The organism is Brachybacterium sp., assembly GCF_052095815.1.
Taxonomy (GTDB): Bacteria; Actinomycetota; Actinomycetes; order Actinomycetales; family Dermabacteraceae; genus Brachybacterium.
The window spans coordinates 1-17,495 of record NZ_JBQDLF010000023.1 but is presented as its reverse complement, the minus strand read 5'-3'; the positions used below and the strand labels follow the sequence as shown (position 1 = coordinate 17,495).

Sequence of the window (17,495 nt, the reverse complement as noted above, 5' to 3'; positions counted from 1 at the left end):
CGAGCCCGTTACCGGTGAGTAGCGGCTCATCCGGGGCACAGGTTCCCAAGTCGTGACCATTGGTCGTGGTCGAACCGGACAGAGTTCTGCCGCGCTCACTTACGATAGCCAGGACCCCTCTCCTGCATTGTGAACGGTGTGTGCTGGTGACCATCGAAGACTTCCTCAGGCTGCTTCTGCGCAACCTGGTCCTGCTCGTGGTGATCACCGTGATCGGTGCCGCCGCCGGCTTCGGCTTCTCGTACACGAAACCGGAGGTCTACTCCGCCAGTGCTCTCGGTTATGTCTCCGCGAGCGCGCAGACGGACGAGGCCGGCAACCCGATCCAACAGGCCAGCGGGAACATGCAGTTCCAGTACTCGAAGGCGCAGTCGTACCTGCCGCTGTTCAACACTCGCGCGGTGGGGCAGAGCATCGTGGACGAGCTGGGCCTCTCCTCGAACCCCGATGCCGTCGCCGGCTCCCTGCAGACCCAGCTGGACCCCAACGCCCCGATCATCACGGTGAGCGCGACGGCAGGCTCTCCGGAGGAGGCCTCAGCGATCGCCAACGCAGCAGTCGAGGCGACCGCCGCGGAAGCTCATGCGCTCGAGACCGGCGGCAACGAGGACGCTGCGGTCAGCGTGCAGCTGACCACGTACCAGAACGCCGTGGTGCCAGGTGCGCCGGTCTCCCCGGACCGCAACCGGTATCTCGCCGCCGGCGCGGCGGCCGGGCTGCTGATCGCGCTCGGCGTCGCCTGGCTGCGCGATCGCAACGACTCGCGGATCCGTACCGCCGATGACATCACCGAAGCCCTCGATCTGCCGGTCCTGGGCACGTTGCCGGAGGCCAAGGAGATGATCCGGGCGAAGGACGGCACGCTGCCGGAGCCGAAGGCCTTCGGCGCCCGGGAGGCGATCCGCAAGCTGCGCACCAATCTGCGGTACGTGGATGTGGACGAGCCTCCGCGCTCGATCGTGGTCACCTCGAGCGCCCCCGGCGAGGGCAAGTCCGTGGTGGCCGCGAACCTGGCCCGGGTGATGGCCCGCGCCGGTCAGCCCACCCTCCTGATCGATGCGGACCTGCGCCGCCCGATGGTGGCCGATCAGTTCGGCGTGGACGGTGCGATCGGTCTGTCGCAGCTGCTGGCCGCCTCGGTGAGCCTCGAGGACGCCGCACAGCACTCCTCGGTGGCGAAGCTGACGCTGCTGCCCGCCGGGCAGGTGCCGCCGAACCCCTCCGAGCTGTTGGGCTCCCGGCGCATGAAGGAGCTCATCACGGAACTCTCCCGCGAGTATTTCGTGATCATCGATGCGCCCCCGGTGCTCGCGGTCACCGATGCGCAGCTGCTGGCCCGGCACGCAGACGGCGCGATCCTCGTAGGCGTGCCCGGGAAGAGCCGGATGATCGGCCTGACCCGCTCGGTCGAGGCGATCCGCGGGATCGGCGCGAAGGTCTACGGCGTGGTCCTGAACCGCGCATCCGCGAGCCGTTTCACCCGCCTGGCCTACGGCGACGCCGAATACGGGTACGCCGCCTACGGCACCTACGGCTACGGCGCCGCCACCGGCTACGACGACGGCGCGCTCGTACCGGACGCCGAGGATGTGGACGTCGAGCAGGCCGACGGGCCTGCCGAGCCGCTCGCTCCCACGACGTCCAGCCCGACCGAACCGCCCCAGCGCTCCCGGCGCCGCCGCGCCGCTCCCGCGGACCGGGAACAGGAGTGACCCTCGAGCAGCTCGGGGTGGTCATCCCCGTGCACGGCGACATCGCCCCGGTGCTGCCCCTGCTGACCGCACTGGCCGGCCCCTCGGTCACCACCGCGGATCGAGCTGCCCGGGTGGTGGTGGTCGATGACGCCAGCCCCCAGCCGGTCGACGCCGGCGACCTCCCCGCTGGGGTCGAGCTGCTGCGCCGGGGGGCCAACGGAGGTTTCGGCGCCGCGGTGAACACCGGTCTCGCCGCCCTCGCGCAGAGTCCCGTGATCGATCAGGCTCTGGTGCTGAACTCGGACCTCGAGATCCCAGAGGGATTCTGCCGGGCAGTTCTGGCGCATGCCGCGCCGTGGCAGCCCGCCGTGGTCGGCTGCCGGATCGTGGGCCCCGACGGCCACTCCGGCTACGCCGCCCGGTACTTCCCGACCATCGGCCACCAGATCGTCGAGTGGCTCGTCCCGCTCGCCTCGCAGCGTCACCGCGATGTGCTGCACCGCGCCGTGGGCCATGATCTCGATGCCGAGCGCGGCGCCGGGATGATCCCCGTGGACTGGGTCTCCGGCGCCGTGCTGCTGCTGCCGCTCACGCAGGTACGCAGCATCGGCGGCTTCGACGAGGGCTACTTCATGTACACGGAGGAAGTCGATCTCCAGCTGCGCCTGCGCCGGGCGGGGATCCCCTCCCTGCTCGACGCGGACCTCGAGGTCTGCCACGTGGGCGGCGCGTCCTCGGGCAATGAGCAGCGACGGCGCCGCTGGCTGGTGGGCGCCCGCATGCGCTACGCCCGCAAGCACGGCAATCTGCACCTGCTGCGAGCTGGGATGTCCCTGGCCACGGGTGCGAACCTGGTGTGGAATGCTGGCAGGAGGGCAGCTGGGCGCGAGGTGCGCCCCCTCGCCGTGGCCCGCGAGGAGTTGCAGCTGATCCACCAGGCCGGGAAGGAGCTGCCGCGATGAGCACCGCACCTCGGCTGCTGCTGATCTCCCCCTCCTTCCACGGCTACTGGCAGAGCATCGGTGATGCCTTCGCCCGCCGCGGCTACGAGGTCCACACCGCGCGGTACGACGCCTACGACACCATGGCGGAGAAGGTGCGCCTCAAGGCGACCGTGCAGCTGCCCGAGCGCCTGCGCCTGGCCCGCGATCGCCAGGGCGTGGAGAATCGCCGCCTCACCGATCGGGTGATCGCGATGATGCGCGGCGTCCGACCGGACAGGGTGGTCATCATCAAGGGTGACGGCCTCGACGACCGCTTCTGGGACGCCCTGGGCGAGACCCCGCGCATCCTGTGGCTGTACGACGACCTGCACCGCCATGACTACACCGAAGACTTCCTGCGCTCGGTGGGCCCCGTGGTGGATTACGCGCGCTCCGAGACCGAGGAGCTGCAGCGCCGCGGAGTGGACGCGCACTTCGTCCCCAACGCCTTCGACCCGCACCGCGCCGCGCCCACCGGGCACCGCTCTGGCGAGATCGTGTTCATCGGCTCCGGCTACGACAACCGCCTCGAGACTCTCCAGACCCTGGGGGAGCGGGGCCTGCCCGTCCACGCCTGGGGCCGCGACTTCTCCCGCCACGTGATCGATCGGGCCCGCACCTTCTCCTGGAAGCGCCCCCCGTTCACCTCTTCCCGGGAGGTGCCGCTCGAGCGCGCCTACCAGATCCATGCCGAGGCAGCCGCGGCCGTGGCCATCCACGGCCTCCAGAACGGCCACGCCATGCGCACGTTCGAGATCCCCGGCATGGGCGGCGTACAGCTCGTGGACCGCGATGACGTGGACCAGTTCTACGAAGTGGGCACAGAAGTTGCCGTCTGGCACGACATCGACGAGCTCACCGACCTCGCCCGCCGCGCCCTGCACGACACCGCCTGGGCCGAGCGGATGCGCGAGGCGGGTCGCCGACGCACCCTGGCCGAGCACACCTTCGACCATCGCCTCGAGGAGGTCGACGCCCTATGGCACTGATCCACCCCCGCAGCCTCGAGCGCTGGCAGGAATGGCAGACGTCTCGCCACCGCGCCCGCCAGCTCAAGCACACCGTCACCGGGGCTATCCGCTCCCGCCGCGGCGATGCCCCGCAGCAGCCGAGCCTGGTGCTGCACTCCCGGGACGGTGCCGAGACCAGCAACCGGATCCTGATCGCGGTGGACTCCGCGTCCCCCACCTCCCGGATCAGCCTGCTCACCGCCCTGCCCTACCTCAGCGTCGCCGTGGACGTGCTCGCCCCGGCCGCTGTGGACCTGCCCGAACTCACCGGCGAGGAATGGACACGGCAGACCGTCGCCTCACCCCGCGAGCTGCTGGAGACCCGCGGCATCGCCTCCGTGCTCAGCATCGGCTGGCACCTGCAGGTGGGCCGCCTGGCCCACGCCTGGGCGCTCGAGCACGACATCCCGGCCGCCGTCGTGCAGCACGGGGCGCTCACCCCCTTCGCCCCGCCGCTGCCGCCCCGCACCACCCTGCTCGCCTGGAGCGATGCGGACGCCCAGTTCTACCGCTCGGGTCGTGACGATCTCGAGGTTCGGACCGTCGGCTCTCAGCTGCTGTGGCAGGCAGGCCATGACGCCGACGAACTCGGCGACGAGATCGACGAGCAGATGGTGTTCCTGGGCCAGATGCACGGCGCGGAGCTGCCGCGACGCATCACCGCCGGCACCGCCTATCGCTTCTGCCGTCGCGAGAACGCCCTGTACCGCCCTCACCCGGCCGAGACGGACGTCCTCTCCCGCAGCGCGCATTCCCTCATGCGACGGCGCGGCATCGAGTTCCAGGATCCGGCCCTCTCGCTGCATGAGCTGCGCAACCCGGTGGTGGGCGTGTTCTCCACCGGCGTGCTCGAGGCGGCGATGCGCGGCCTGCCCGCGTGGGTGGACGCCATCCAGGCCCCCGCCTGGATGCACGAGTTCTGGGACCGCTACGGGATGCGCCGCTTCGGAGGGGAGCCCACCCCGCCCCCGCAGGTCCCGGCCGACGAACCCTCCCGCGTCATCGCCCAGGTGCTCGAGGGCCCCGCATGAGCGTGCTGGCAGTGATCCCCGCCCGCGGCGGCTCCAAGGGCATCCCCCGCAAGAACCTCCTGCCCGTCGGCGGGAAACCGCTGATCGCCTGGACCATCGCCCAGGCCCTCGAAGCCCGTGGTGACGGCGAGGTGATCGTCGCCGTCTCCACCGAGGACGCCGAGATCGCAGCCGTGGCCCGCGCGCACGGCGCGAGCGTGATCGACCGCCCGGCCGAGCTCGCCGGCGACACCGCCCCCACCGAGCCGACCGTCCTGCACGCCATGGACGTCGTCGAGGGTGACGGTGCGCAGCTGGACGCGGTGGTGCTGCTGCAGGCCACCTCCCCGGTGCGCCGGCCGGACACCATCCGCCGCGCCATCGCCCAGTTCCGCCGCACCGCGGTGGACTCCCTGGTGGGCGTCGTCCCCGAATCGCCGTTCTTCTGGCGACTGCCGGAATCCGCCGGACAGAGCGCCCGCCCCGCCTACGACGTCACCGCCCGGCCCCGCCGGCAGGAGCTCACCCCCGAGCAGCTCCACTACTTCGAGAACGGCAGCCTGTACGTCACGGCGCCGCACATCTACCGCACCCATGAGAACCGCATCGGCGGCCGCACCGGACTGTTCGTCCTGGACGAGGTGGAGGGCGTGGACATCGACACCCTCACCGACGTCGCCGCCGCAGAGAGCATGCTCACCCGACTCGGATGGAGAACCACGTGATCCTCGACCGCCAGACCGCGCCCTACACGGTGGACGTGCAGGCCACAGTCCTCGACGCCCTGCGCCGCATCACCGAAAACCAGTCCCGGGTGGTGTTCCTCGTCGACGAGCACGGCACCGTGCGGGGCACCCTCAGCGACGGGGATCTCCGCCGCTGGCTGGTGGCCCAGCCCACCCCGGACCTCGGCGCCCCCGCCGTGGACGCCGCGAACCCCGACTTCGTCGCGGTCGCCCCCGGCGCCCCCGTGGAGGAGATCACCGCACTATTCGGGCGCGGCGTGGACCGCATCCCGGTGGTGGACGAGCGCGGCCGGCTCACCGCGATCGCGACCCCCAACACTCGCACCCTCACCATCGGCCGCCGCACCGTGGGCGAGGACCATCCGGCGCTGATCATCGGCGAGATCGGCAACAACCACCAGGGCGAGGTCGAGCTCGCAAAGCAGCTCGTGGACGAGTGCGCCGCAGCCGGTGTGGATACCGTGAAGTTCCAGCTGCGGGATATGGAGGCGCTCTACCGCACCAGCAGCGCCGGGGACGCCGGTGAGGACCTGGGTCCGCAGTACACGATGAACCTGCTGAGCAAGTACTCCCTGTCAGTGGAGGACATGTATCGCGTGTTCGACCACTGTGCTGAGCGGGACATGGACGTGATCTGCACGCCCTGGGACATCCCCTCCGCCGGTGCGCTGCACCGCTACGGGATGCCCGGCTACAAGATCGCCTCCGCCGATCTCACCAACCACGACCTCCTCAGCCACGTGGCCGGCTTCGGAGCGGCGATGATCGTCTCCACCGGTATGAGCAGCGAACAGGAGATCACGGCCGCGGTCGACGTGCTGCGCGGCCAGGGTGCACCCTTCGCCCTGCTGCAGACACAGTCGACCTACCCCGCGCCCTACAAGGACCTGAACCTGCGGTACATGGGGCGGCTCGCCGAGCTCGGCGACTGCCTGGTGGGCTACTCCGGCCACGAACGCGGCTGGCACGTGCCGGTCGCCGCGGTGGCCCGCGGGGCGAACATCATCGAGAAGCACGTGACATTGGACAAGACCCTCGAAGGCACGGACCACAAGGTCTCCCTGCTGCCCGAGGAGCTCACGACGATGGTTCGCGAGATCCGCGAGGTGGAAGAAGCTCTCGGCACCGACAGGCCGCGCGAGGTCTCCACCGGAGAGCTGATGAACCGAGTCAACCTCGCCAAGTCGCTCGTGGCCGCACGGGATCTGCATATCGGCGACGTCGTCACCGCGACGGACGTCGAGGTCAAGAGCCCCGGCCGCGGCCTGCAGCCCCATCGCCGGGAGGCACTTCTCGGCGTCACCCTGCATCGCGACGTGCCCGCCGGGGACTTCTTCTACCCCGGCGACCTCGCGGGCCGTCCGCAGTCCCGGAGCGACTACAGCTTCCACCGCCCCTGGGGCCTGCCGGTGCGCTTCCACGACTTCCGCGCACTGCTGGAGGTGTCCGAGCCGGACTTCCTCGAGTTCCACCAGAGCGGGAAGGACATGGACCTCGAGCTGGGCCAGTTCTTCGAGGCGGGGGAGAAGCTGCCGCAGTTCTTCACCGTGCACGCCCCGGACCTGTACCCCGGCGACTTCCTCATCGACCTCGCCTCCCCGGATGACGCGATCTGGGAGCGCTCGATCCACGAGGTGCAGCGCGTCATCGACATGACGCGCGACATGCGTGAGCACTTCACCTGCGAGGAGGATCCGATCGTCGTGGTGACGATGGGCGGCTTCCTGCCCGATCGTCACCTGTGCGCAGAGGAGCGCTACCCGCTGTACGAGCGGGTGCAGCGGGGCCTTGAGCGCATCGACGAGGCCGGGGTGCGCCTGACTCCGCAGACCGTCCCGCCGTTCCCGTGGCTGATGGGCGGCCAGCAGTTCCACAACCTGTTCATGGAGCCCGAGGACACGGTGTGGTTCTGCGAGACCTACGGCCGCCGCCTCACCTTCGACGTGTCCCACTCGAAGCTCGCCGCGAACTTCTACCAGCGCCCCTTCAGCGAGTACATCGACCTGATGGGCCCGCACACCGAGCACCTGCACATCGTGGACTCGGTGGGCGTGGACGGCGAGGGCGTTCAGGTGGGCGAGGGCGAGGTCGACTTCAAGGACCTCGCCGAGCGCATGGACCGCCTCGCCCCTGACGCGCCGTTCATCCCGGAGATATGGATGGGGCACGTCAACAACGGCGAAGGCTTCTTCACCGCACTGGACCGGCTCGAGCAGTGGTTCTGATCCGCACCGCACTGTGGGTGGTGCCGGTGGCGGAGCTCGCCGGGGTGGCGCGCCACGTGCTCGACGCCGCCACCGAGGGCATCCCCGGCTGGCGGCTGGTGGTGCTGTGCCCGGAGGGCCCGCTCGTCACCAAGTTGCGAGGGCGTGGCGTGCCCGTCGTGACCGGCCCTGTGAGCCCGGCTGACGGTGCCGCCACGGCCGTGCGGTCGATCCGCGGGTCGCTGCGCCGTTTGCGGCCGGATGTGCTGCACACGCACTTGGCGTTCGCGGACATCGCCGGGGCCGCGGCAGCGCAAGGGGTGCGCAGTGCTTCCGGTCAGCGGATCCGAGTGGTGAGCACCGAACACGGCATCGCCGGGGTGAAGGGCCTGTACCAGGGCTCCGCCGCAGCTGCGCGCGTGAAGGCCGGGGTGCACCGGGTGCGGCTGTGGCGCACCGACCACGTGATCGCGGTGAGCGAGTCCACGCGAGAGCAGGTGCTCGCACAGTGGGGGAGCGGAGCTCCGGTGACGGTGGTGCGCAATGGGGTGGACGGGCCAGATGCTAAGGGGCCAGGGAAGCGGGCGGAACGCTCGCCGGGATTGCGGGTGCTGTCCTTGGCACGCCTAGCACCGGAGAAGCGCATCGATGCTCTGCTGGACGCGTTCGCACTGGTCACGAAGGATCACCCGGGGGCCAGCCTCACCGTGGCCGGTACCGGGCCGCGGGAACAGCAGCTGCGGGAGCGCACGAAGCGGCTGTGCGTGGAGCACGCGGTGACGTTCTGCGGGCACGTGGATGCCGATCAGGCGCTGCGCGAGCATGACGTGGCGGTGCAGCTTTCGGCGTGGGAGAACCTCTCCTACACCTTGTTGGACGCGGTGGCCTACGGCCTGGGTGTGGTCGCCACGGATGTGGGGGGCAACCGAGAGATCGTGCCCGCCCGTTGCCTTGTCGATGCAGCGGATCCCGACGCCGTGGCCAGCGCGATCGTGTCGCAAGGCATGCAGCTGGAGGCTCGACCGGAGGCGGGGCGTACCGGACAATCGGTGCGAGACATGTGTCAGGGAATCGCGAGGGTGTACCAGGAGGTGGGGGCGTGAGCGCGACCTCCGACTATCGCACGGATGCTTTGGGGGCACGGCTTCGCGACAGCGCACGCAGCGCGGTCGACGAGATCTCCTCGATCAAGATCCTTGAGTTCGCGCTGTTCTTCCTCCTCATCGCGCACTCCGTGCTCCCGTTGCCGTCCATCGGTTTTCCGATCAGCAATCTCATCATGGCGGCGGTCGTTGGTCTGGCGGTGTTCAGGCGCCCCACCTTCGAATTGCGTTCCAATCAGTGGGTCATCCCCGTTTTCGCGCTGGGATTGTTCTACGTCGCTACGCTTTCTGTCTTCCAGGAGCCGACAGAACTCGCCGCGGACTGGCAGGGCAGGGTCATCCGACTCACCGTCACCTTCGCGTTCGCGATGGTCATCGCGTCGGGGCGCATTGATCTGAGGTCGGGCCTCTGGGGCTTCGTCCTTGCCCTGGTGGTCAACGTGCCGCTCTTCCTGGCCGGGCTGCTGCCGGCCCCGTATGGCGAGTACTTGACGGGCATGATCGGAGACAAGAACGTTGCGGGCCTCATCTATGCGGTCGCAGGCGTGCTTGTCCTGTACCTCGTGAGAAATCCCTGGTTCAAGTACGGCCTCTTCTCATTCCTGGCCTACTCCGTGTGGCTGACTGGATCTCGGACCTCGATCGCTGCACTGGGCGCAGCGCTCGTGTGGTCGCTTGCCGCCCCTCATCTGAAAGCTCTGGGTCGGGTCCTCCTTGCGATCGCGATCTACTGGCTCGTAGAACTGCTGCAGGAGGACTACTCGCAGATCGGTGCCTTCTCTGACCGAGAGGGTTCGGACCTGCTCCGAGAGCGCATCGATGCCGCTTCTGAGATCAAGGTGCAGGACGCCGGATTCTTCGGTTCCGGACTGGGGGAGGCGTACATCACCTTCACGGATGAGCCGTACAGGGTGTGGTTCTTCCACAACTCGTATTGGACGCTGCTGGTGGAGGGCGGGTGGATCTGGGCCGCTGTCATCGTCGGGTTGACCGTGGCTGTCATGGTGCGCCCCTGGAAGTCCGAGCTCACTCACGGTCAGATCATCGGTCAAGCTCTTGGTCTGGTGCTGCTGCTGTGTGCGCTGCGCCTCGGGGAAGTGTTCCTCACTCTCTCCTGGGCGATAGCAATCGGATTCGCCCTGCAGGTCCATTCCAGTCCGAAGGTGCGAAGCGCGCCGGGCGCTGACGTGACAGATCGACAGAAGGGGTTGAGCGATGAGTACAGCCAGGCAACTGCTTGAGAAGGTGGTCGAGCCCGGTCTCTGCATCGGCTGCGGTGCATGTGCCGTGCTCCCGGCTCGCCCCTCACGGTCCGGATGAACGCGGAAGGGCGGTACCAGGCAGCCCCGGCTGCAGACGGCGATCTCGATACCGAGGGGGCATTCCTGAAGGTGTGTCCGTTCTCGTCGGAGGTCGACGAGGACGCCCTCGCACGTGCCTTCATCCAGCCGACCGCTGCTCAGCAGCACCCCGAGGTGGGTGTTCACCAAACAGTGGCCGCAGGCCATGTCCACGCGGGGAGCTTTCGAGGCGATGGCAGTTCAGGCGGCATGACCAGCTGGTTCCTGGACCGTCTGCTCGCCGAGGACGAGATAGACGGTGTCCTCCACGTGACCCCGCGCGGAGGGGCGGCGGGTCCGCTCTTCAAGTACTCCGTGTCCACCAGCCGCGAGTCGGCCGCGGGAGGCGCTGGAACCCGGTACTACCCGGTCGAGATGAGTGGGGTGCTGTCCCACGTTCGGGAGAATCCCGGCCGCTACGCGGTGGTGGGTGTTCCTTGCTTCATCAAGGCGGTCCGCCTGCTTCAGCTGGAGGACCCTGTGTTCCGCGAGCGGGTGCGCTACTGCGTCGGTATCGTCTGCGGTCACTTCAAGTCGGCCCGATTCGCAGAGAGCCTCGGCTGGGAGAAGGGAATCCAGCCGGGAGAGCTCGAGAAGATCGACTTCCGCGTCGAAGGGGATGTTCGCGCCGACCTCTACGACGTATCGGTGTCCGGCGGGGGGACCACGAGGACGGAGTCGAAGGACGACTACCTGGCTACGGACTGGGGAGTGGGACTCTTCAAGTACAACGCCTGTGACTACTGCGATGACGTCATGAACGAGACCGCCGACATCACTTTCGGCGATGCCTGGCTCTCGCAGTTCACCCCCGATCCCGCAGGCGACAACATCGTCATCACCCGGTCGTCGCACGCAGCGGCGATCTTCGACAGCGGGCGGGAGCAGCTGACCCTTACCGATATCACTGCCGATTCCGCTGCGAAGTCGCAGGAGGCCGGCCTCCGGCATCGCAGGGAAGGGCTCTCGTACCGTCTGGCCCAGGACATCGAGGCCGGGAAGCCGGTGCCGACCAAGCGAGTGCAGCCGAACTCGAACATCCCTGCGAAGCGCAAGCGCATCTACGATGCGCGCCGACGCTTCGTGGTCCTTGGCGACGAAGCGTACGACGATGCGCTCCGAGCCCGCAGCTTCGAGGTGTTCCGCTCTCGCATCACCCCGGAGATCCAGCGGTATCGCGAGATCTACAGTGCGGGGCTCGTTCCCCGTGCCAAGCGGTTCGTCAGGACGAGGCTGCCGGGCTTGACGCGATGGGTGAAGAAGGTGCGTGGACGTTGATGGCTGATCTGCTGAGGGAGAGCTGCTGATGAAGGTTGGCATCGTCACCATCCACGACATGGCCAACGTGGGCAACCGGCTGCAGAACTTTGCGCTGTACCGGGCTCTGGAGGACCTCGGCCACGAACCCTTCGTCATCCCGAACGAGCCCTACCACTACTCGCGGGAAGGGACGGAGACGGTCGCTCCCCGGGAGGCGGAGCCCGTCGCCCCCGGGGAGGAGGCCGTTGCCCCCGGGGAGGAGGCCGTCGAATCCCCGGCGAGGCAGGGCCATCGTTCTGTCGTTCTCAAAGCAGCTCGGCGTGGCACCGACCTCGGGGCGAAGGTGCTCAAAGCGGTGAGCGACGGTGAGCTGAGAACTGTTCCGGCCCGCGCGACCAAGGAACGTCGGCGCAGCCCCCTGACGGAGTTCACACTGTCGCGGATGCGCCTCGAGAGCACCCATGTGCGCGGCCCAGGTGACGCTGCACCTCTGAAGGATCGCTACGGCTCCTTCATCGTGGGCTCTGATCAGGTGTGGAACCCGGCGTATCGGGGCGGGTGTCCGACCGACTTCCTTCGCTTCGCGCACCCGCATCAGCGGATCTCCTACGCAGCAAGTCTTGGCACGGCTCAGCTCAGCGATGGGTACCGGGCCCATTACGCGCGCATGTTGGAGGGATTCGAGCACATCTCGGTCCGAGAGTCCGAAGGGTCCCGGCTGATCTCCGAGATCACCGGCCGGGAAGTCCCCGTGGTCCTGGATCCCACGCTGCTGCTGAGCGTCGAGGAATGGAGCCGGATCGCTGATCAGGCGCCTGCACTCACGTCGCCAACGCTGGGAACCTATTTGCTGGTGTCCAGCGGAGGCAGCACCCGCTCCGGAGTCCGAGCCGTCGCACGGGCGAAGAAGCTGAAGGTCGCCGACCTCATCTCCCCCTTCGCCCTGTCGTCCCGCTGGTACGGGATAGCGAACTTCCTGCGGGTGATCCGGGACTCGGAGCAGGTCATCACCGACTCCTTCCACGCCACCTTGTTCGCGATCATGTTCGAGACCCCAGTGCGGGTCCTGCGCCGGGGCCCTGGGCAGGACGCCCGGCTGGAGACACTGCTCCATACCTTCGGTGCCGATGCGGATACCGCCTTCGGGGCGGCATCGGACCCCGTGGACCAGCCGCTGGTTCGCGAACCGGAGGCCATCAGCCAGGCCGCGCGGGAGTCGAGCCTGTCGTGGCTGGGCGGTGCTCTGGAAGCAGCCGGGGCTCACTCGTGACCACCTCCAACACCGAAGCACCCGATGTCAGCGTGATCATCTGCGTCCGCAACGGTGAGGCCACCCTGCGTCGCCAGCTCGACGCCCTGGACGCACAGCAGGGCGAGGCCACGTTCGAGGTCCTGGTCATCGACAACGGATCGACCGATTCCACCGCTGACCTCGTCCGCGAATGGATCGAGGAGCCGGAGCACGCGCACGTGGCAGCCCGGCTGGTGGACGGTGGCACAGAGCCCGGGATCCCACGGGTCCGGAACCTGGGGGCCTCTCTGGCTCGCGGCCGTGTGCTCGCGTTCTGCGATGCAGACGATGTGGTGGAACCACAGTGGGTCTCGGCGTTCGCCACGGCCATTGACGGTGATCAGCTGGCCGGCGGGAGGATCATCGCGTGCAGCGAGAACGGCGAGCCCCGACCGGACATCTTCGGAGAAGAACTCGTCGCCACCCCGTACCGCCCGCATGTGGGGAACTGCAACTGCGCGATCTCACGGAACCTGTTCTTCGCCGTCGGCGGCTATGACGAATCCCTTCCGCGGTACGGCTTCGAGGATGTGGACCTGTCCTGGCGTGTGCAGGAAGCCGGGTTCCCCCTCATCTACGTACCCGGTGCCCGAGTGCGCTTCACCGTCAGTGGCAATCGGGCGTCCATACGGAAGCGGTACCTCCTGGGCAAGGGCCGGGTACTGATGGCGAAGAGGTTCCCCGCATACGACTCGACCCAGTACACACTCACGTCGACCCTCCGTGGCGTGGCGGACGATGCACTCGCGCTTCTCCGCTCGGTTCCGCGTGACCGGCCCGCAGCCAAAGGCGCCGCGTCTCGACTCGTGGCTGGACTGGGCCGGGTCACTGCGGTGGCCCAGTACCGGATCCAGGGTTTTCCCTCTCGGCGGCTGGTTCTCGATGAGAAGCACGCCTCAGCACGCGGCGCATCACAGCGTCGAATCGCGATCGCCACCAACAACGGTGACATCGGCGGCGGCGAGGTGATGCTCCTGAACATCGCCGAGGCGTTGCATGATCTGGGCATCGGTGTGACGGTCATCGGCCCGGCACGGCCCGGCGCACTGGTCTTAGCCGCGAGGGAACGTGGATTCACGACGACTGCCCTCCCCGGCCGCGGGCGAGCTGGCTACATGGCGGCACTCACCGCCTGGCGCCTGCGTCACCGGGCGATTCCCCTGTGGTGCAACGGGCTGGTGCCCTCACTCGCCACTGCGGGAATGGGGCCTCGGATCGCGCACCTGCACCGGTTCCCGCAGGGCAAGCAAGCGCATGCCCTCGGCCCTGCCCGGAAGGGCGCACGTCGAGTACTGGTCCCCTCCCACACCATTGCAGCCCGACTTCCCCACACGAAGGTGTTCGAGAACTGGACGGCAGAACTGCCGTACGAGCCGCACGCGACCCGTTCGGATGCGCCGATCAGGGTCGGCTTCCTGGGCCGACTCTCGCCGGAGAAGGGTGTCGATCTCCTCGCACACGCCATCGGCAGCATCGATCACATCGAGGGCCGTCCCCTCCGTCTGGTCCTGGCAGGGGAGAGCCGCTTCGGCACCGCGAACGACGATCAGACCGTTGCACAGGCACTGGCTGGCATGGACGAGCGCATCGACAGGTTGGGCTGGGTTCGCCCCGAGGACTTCTTCACGCAGGTCGATCTCGTTGTGTGCCCATCCCGGGCGGCGGAGACCTTCGGCCTCACCGCTGCCGAGGCCATGGCTGCCGGTGTCCCCGTGGTGGTCTCCGACGCCGGTGCCCTCCCGGAAGTGGTGGGTCCCGGACACCCGTGGATCGCGCGATCCGGGGACGCGGAGGACCTGGCCCGGGTGATCGTGGAAGCAGTCACGACGGAGCAGCCTGCCCGTGACCTCGTCATCGAGGGTTCGCGACAGCGTTGGGAGCAGAACTACTCGCCTGCCGCGGGAAGGCGACGGGTCGCATCGCTGCTCCAGGGACTTGCACAGGGCGACAGGAAGGAGGCCCGATGAGCGAGCTCGACGTCGTATCGGTGCCAAAGACTGCTGGCGAGCCCGCGGCCTCGGTCGTGATCCCTTCGTATCGAGGTGCCGCCCGGTTGCCTGCCCTGCTCGATTCACTCGCTGCGCAGGAGGAGGGCACCCCTGACTTCGAGGTGATCGTGGTGATCGACGGGGTGGATGACGGATCCGCCGCGGTGGTCGACGCCGAGAACCGGATTGCTGTGCGCTCCGTCGAGTTCCCCGAGAACAGGGGCCGCGTGGCGGCGCTCAACGCCGGCTTCGACGATGCTCGAGGCCGCGTACTGATCCGCTGCGACGACGACCTGGTGGTGCCGCCCACGTTCGTCTCTGCTCATGTCTCCGCCCATCAGGGCCCCGCGGTCGGGGTCATCGGGCTCACCCGGGACATCCACCGGGACTCGGCCTACGCTCGGGCCTATGGCACCGATGCTGGTGACCGTGCTCACCGCGCTGCCCGGAACCGGACCGCTGAGGAGCGCTGGCGGCTGTGGGCCGCGAACTGCTCCATCACGCGGGACACCTGGGAACAGGTGGGCCCCTACGACACCCGATACCGCGCTTACGGGTGGGAGGACGTCGACTACGGCTACCGCCTTGCCGAGGCCGGGCTCGATCTCGTGATCGCAGATGCCGCTGAGGCTGAGCATCACGGGCCGGCGCGCACCGCGGCATCCCGCGCGCACAAGGCATTCGAGTCAGGAGCCGCTAGCGCCATGTTCAGGCAACTGCACCCCGGGGCGCTGCTCCCAGCGGCGGGTCCTGGCAAGGGCATCTGGGGGAAGGCCGTGGGAATCGCTTCACATGTGCTCTCCACCGGTGACCGCGTGCGTCGCGTGGCGGGCATTGTCGATCAGGTGCTCCCCCTGGTTCCCAACGCCGTGGGCCGCAAGTTGGTGGCGCTGGCCGTGGAGGGAGCTGCATTGGGTGCAGAGAGCTCCAGAGGTGCCGCCACGGAACCGACCTCCGGGAGGACAGCGGCTACCCGGAGGACAGCGGCTGCCGGTCGTCCCCGGGTTGCGATCGCCCATGACTACCTCACCCAGCGCGGGGGAGCCGAGCGGGTGGTGCTCTCCCTCGCCAAGGCGTTCCCCGAGGCGGAGATCCACACGCTGTTCTACGAACCCGAACAGACCTACCCGGAGTTCCGGGAGATGCGGATCCGCACGAGCGGACTGAACCGCATCGGCGCCTTCCGGCGGGACCCGCGCATCGCTCTGCCCCTTCTCGCCTCCGCTTCGTCGCGGATGAGGATCGATGCGGATGTCGTGATCGCGTCCTCGTCTGGCTGGGCGCACGCCTACCCGACCACGGGACGGAAGATCGTGTACTGCCATTCGCCGGCCCGTTGGCTCTACCTTGCCGAGGATTACCTCGGCGTTGCCGGGCGCTTGGATCCCAAGCGGCTCGCGCTCTCCGTCCTGTCCCCGTTCGTGCGGCGCTGGGACAGGACAGCTGCGCACCAGGCGGATTCCTACCTCGCGAACTCCTCTGTGGTGAAGGAGCGGATCAGAAACGTGTACGGCTTTGAAGCCGAAACCCTGTTCCCACCTTTCTCCCCGGACGTCGCGGAGGGGCCGCAGGAACGGATCGACGCCCAGATCAGCGGGTGGGCCGATGATCCCGGCTACTTCCTTGTGGTCTCAAGGCTCCAGCCTTACAAGCACGTGGATGTGGTGATCGAAGCGTTCCGTTCGATGCCCCAGAATCGACTGCTGGTGGTCGGGAAGGGTCCCGAGCGTGACCGCCTCCAAGCTATGGCACCGGCCAACGTGCGCCTTGTGGAGGGGCTTTCTGACGCGCAGATGCGATGGGCGTACGCCCGCGCGTCGGCCCTGATCTGCGCGAGCCATGAGGACTTCGGGCTCACCCCCCTGGAAGCGGGTGCTCACGGGGTGCCAACGATCGCTCTGCGGGCGGGGGGGTATCTCGACACCATCGAGGAGGGCGTGAACGGGATCTTCTTCGACGAAGCGACCCCACTTTGCATTCGAAGTGCCGTCCAGGAAGCTCCCATGCCCGAGGATCGGGAGGACGTCAGAGCCCACGTGGCAGCGTTCGGGGAGGATCGGTTCATCGCCGCGATCCGTGGACGGGTCGACGACATGCTGCACGAGACCAGGAGAGTGGATAGCCAATGAGTCCAAACATCGAAGAAGGCAGTGCCCTGACCTACGGCGTTGTGATCCCTGTGTTCAACAGGCATGAGTACCTCGAAGAGGCTCTCTCATCCGTGCGTGCTCAGACCCTCCCTCCCGACCAGATCGTTCTGGTCGACGACGGGAGCTCCCGGGAGGAGACCATCGAGTTCCTGGACAGGATCGACCAGGGCGGAGGCATCAGCCTCGTCAGGATCGAGAACCGGGGTCCCGGAGGCGCATTCAATGCCGGCCGCGCCGAGCTCGGAACCGATGCCATGCTCTTCCTCGCAGACGACGACCTGATCGCCCCGGAGTATGCGGAGGAGGCGATGTCGGTTCTGGCAGCTGACCGATCCGTGGGCGTTGTCTATTGCAATGCCGTCTTGTTCGGTGACGAACAGGGCGAGCGGCCTTGGCTTCTGCCTCCCTACGATCCGCGTACCATCGTGCTCGACAACATGGTGCACGCCGCGGCGGTCGTCAGGCTCCGCGACTACGACGCCGTGGGCGGGTACGACCAGTCCCTGCGATCAGGTCGCGAGGATCACGACCTCTGGCTGCGCATGACGGCCGCCGGGGTAGGTTTCCACCGGCTCGAGAAGCCGATGTTCCGATACCGCCAGACCCCTGGATCGGTGAACCGTCAGTTCGGCACCAGCATCGAGCGCATGGCTGAGACCTATGGGGGCTCTTCGCGGTTCGTGGTGAATGACCCTGCTGTGGCGGGTATTCACGCT

General features: G+C 68.1%; 14 protein-coding genes. All 14 read left to right on the top strand.

What is annotated here, in order from left to right; all coding sequences use genetic code 11:
• The first annotated feature begins 146 nt into the window (after positions 1 to 146).
• Positions 147 to 1,712, top strand: coding sequence for a polysaccharide biosynthesis tyrosine autokinase (locus tag ACTH43_RS10400; protein ID WP_441444829.1), 1,566 nt, complete (start codon positions 147 to 149; stop codon positions 1,710 to 1,712).
• Entirely contained in the window at positions 1,709 to 2,656 is a 948-nt protein-coding gene (locus tag ACTH43_RS10395) for a glycosyltransferase family 2 protein (RefSeq protein WP_441444828.1), read from the top strand. Before ACTH43_RS10400 ends, ACTH43_RS10395 begins: the two co-directional genes overlap by 4 nt.
• The gene (locus ACTH43_RS10390) at positions 2,653 to 3,666 is read left to right on the top strand and encodes a CgeB family protein (protein ID WP_441444827.1); all 1,014 of its coding nucleotides are present in this window, start codon (positions 2,653 to 2,655) and stop codon (positions 3,664 to 3,666) included. Before ACTH43_RS10395 ends, ACTH43_RS10390 begins: the two co-directional genes overlap by 4 nt.
• Positions 3,657 to 4,718: a hypothetical protein gene (locus ACTH43_RS10385; RefSeq protein ID WP_441444826.1), complete on the top strand. Its 1,062-nt coding sequence runs from the start codon at positions 3,657 to 3,659 to the stop codon at positions 4,716 to 4,718. Before ACTH43_RS10390 ends, ACTH43_RS10385 begins: the two co-directional genes overlap by 10 nt.
• Positions 4,715 to 5,422 carry an acylneuraminate cytidylyltransferase family protein gene (locus ACTH43_RS10380; RefSeq protein WP_441444825.1) on the top strand — a complete coding sequence of 236 codons (708 nt, stop codon included), beginning with the start codon at positions 4,715 to 4,717 and terminating at the stop codon, positions 5,420 to 5,422. The genes ACTH43_RS10385 and ACTH43_RS10380 overlap by 4 nt, the downstream gene beginning before the upstream one ends.
• On the top strand, positions 5,407 to 7,668 hold the full coding sequence (locus tag ACTH43_RS10375; RefSeq protein WP_441444824.1) for an N-acetylneuraminate synthase family protein: 2,262 nt from the start codon (positions 5,407 to 5,409) through the stop codon (positions 7,666 to 7,668). The genes ACTH43_RS10380 and ACTH43_RS10375 overlap by 16 nt, the downstream gene beginning before the upstream one ends.
• Entirely contained in the window at positions 7,659 to 8,750 is a 1,092-nt protein-coding gene (locus ACTH43_RS10370; RefSeq protein WP_441444823.1) for a glycosyltransferase family 4 protein, read from the top strand. Before ACTH43_RS10375 ends, ACTH43_RS10370 begins: the two co-directional genes overlap by 10 nt.
• Positions 8,747 to 9,991 carry an ABC transporter permease gene (locus tag ACTH43_RS10365; RefSeq protein WP_441444822.1) on the top strand — a complete coding sequence of 415 codons (1,245 nt, stop codon included), beginning with the start codon at positions 8,747 to 8,749 and terminating at the stop codon, positions 9,989 to 9,991. The genes ACTH43_RS10370 and ACTH43_RS10365 overlap by 4 nt, the downstream gene beginning before the upstream one ends.
• The gene (locus ACTH43_RS10360) at positions 9,966 to 10,070 is read left to right on the top strand and encodes a 4Fe-4S binding protein (protein WP_441444821.1); all 105 of its coding nucleotides are present in this window, start codon (positions 9,966 to 9,968) and stop codon (positions 10,068 to 10,070) included. Before ACTH43_RS10365 ends, ACTH43_RS10360 begins: the two co-directional genes overlap by 26 nt.
• Entirely contained in the window at positions 10,031 to 11,368 is a 1,338-nt protein-coding gene (locus ACTH43_RS10355; protein ID WP_441444820.1) for a Coenzyme F420 hydrogenase/dehydrogenase, beta subunit C-terminal domain, read from the top strand. Before ACTH43_RS10360 ends, ACTH43_RS10355 begins: the two co-directional genes overlap by 40 nt.
• Before the next feature lie 28 nt (positions 11,369 to 11,396).
• Positions 11,397 to 12,620, top strand: coding sequence for a polysaccharide pyruvyl transferase family protein (locus tag ACTH43_RS10350; RefSeq protein ID WP_441444819.1), 1,224 nt, complete (start codon positions 11,397 to 11,399; stop codon positions 12,618 to 12,620).
• Positions 12,617 to 14,608, top strand: a complete 1,992-nt coding sequence (locus ACTH43_RS10345; protein ID WP_441444818.1) for a glycosyltransferase — start codon at positions 12,617 to 12,619, stop codon at positions 14,606 to 14,608. Before ACTH43_RS10350 ends, ACTH43_RS10345 begins: the two co-directional genes overlap by 4 nt.
• Complete coding sequence (locus ACTH43_RS10340; RefSeq protein ID WP_441444817.1) at positions 14,605 to 16,758, top strand: glycosyltransferase; 2,154 nt, start codon at positions 14,605 to 14,607, stop codon at positions 16,756 to 16,758. Before ACTH43_RS10345 ends, ACTH43_RS10340 begins: the two co-directional genes overlap by 4 nt.
• Positions 16,755 to 17,495 (top strand): glycosyltransferase family A protein (locus tag ACTH43_RS10335; RefSeq protein ID WP_441444816.1); only part of this gene is annotated, 741 nt, incomplete at its 3' end. The genes ACTH43_RS10340 and ACTH43_RS10335, both read left to right, overlap by 4 nt.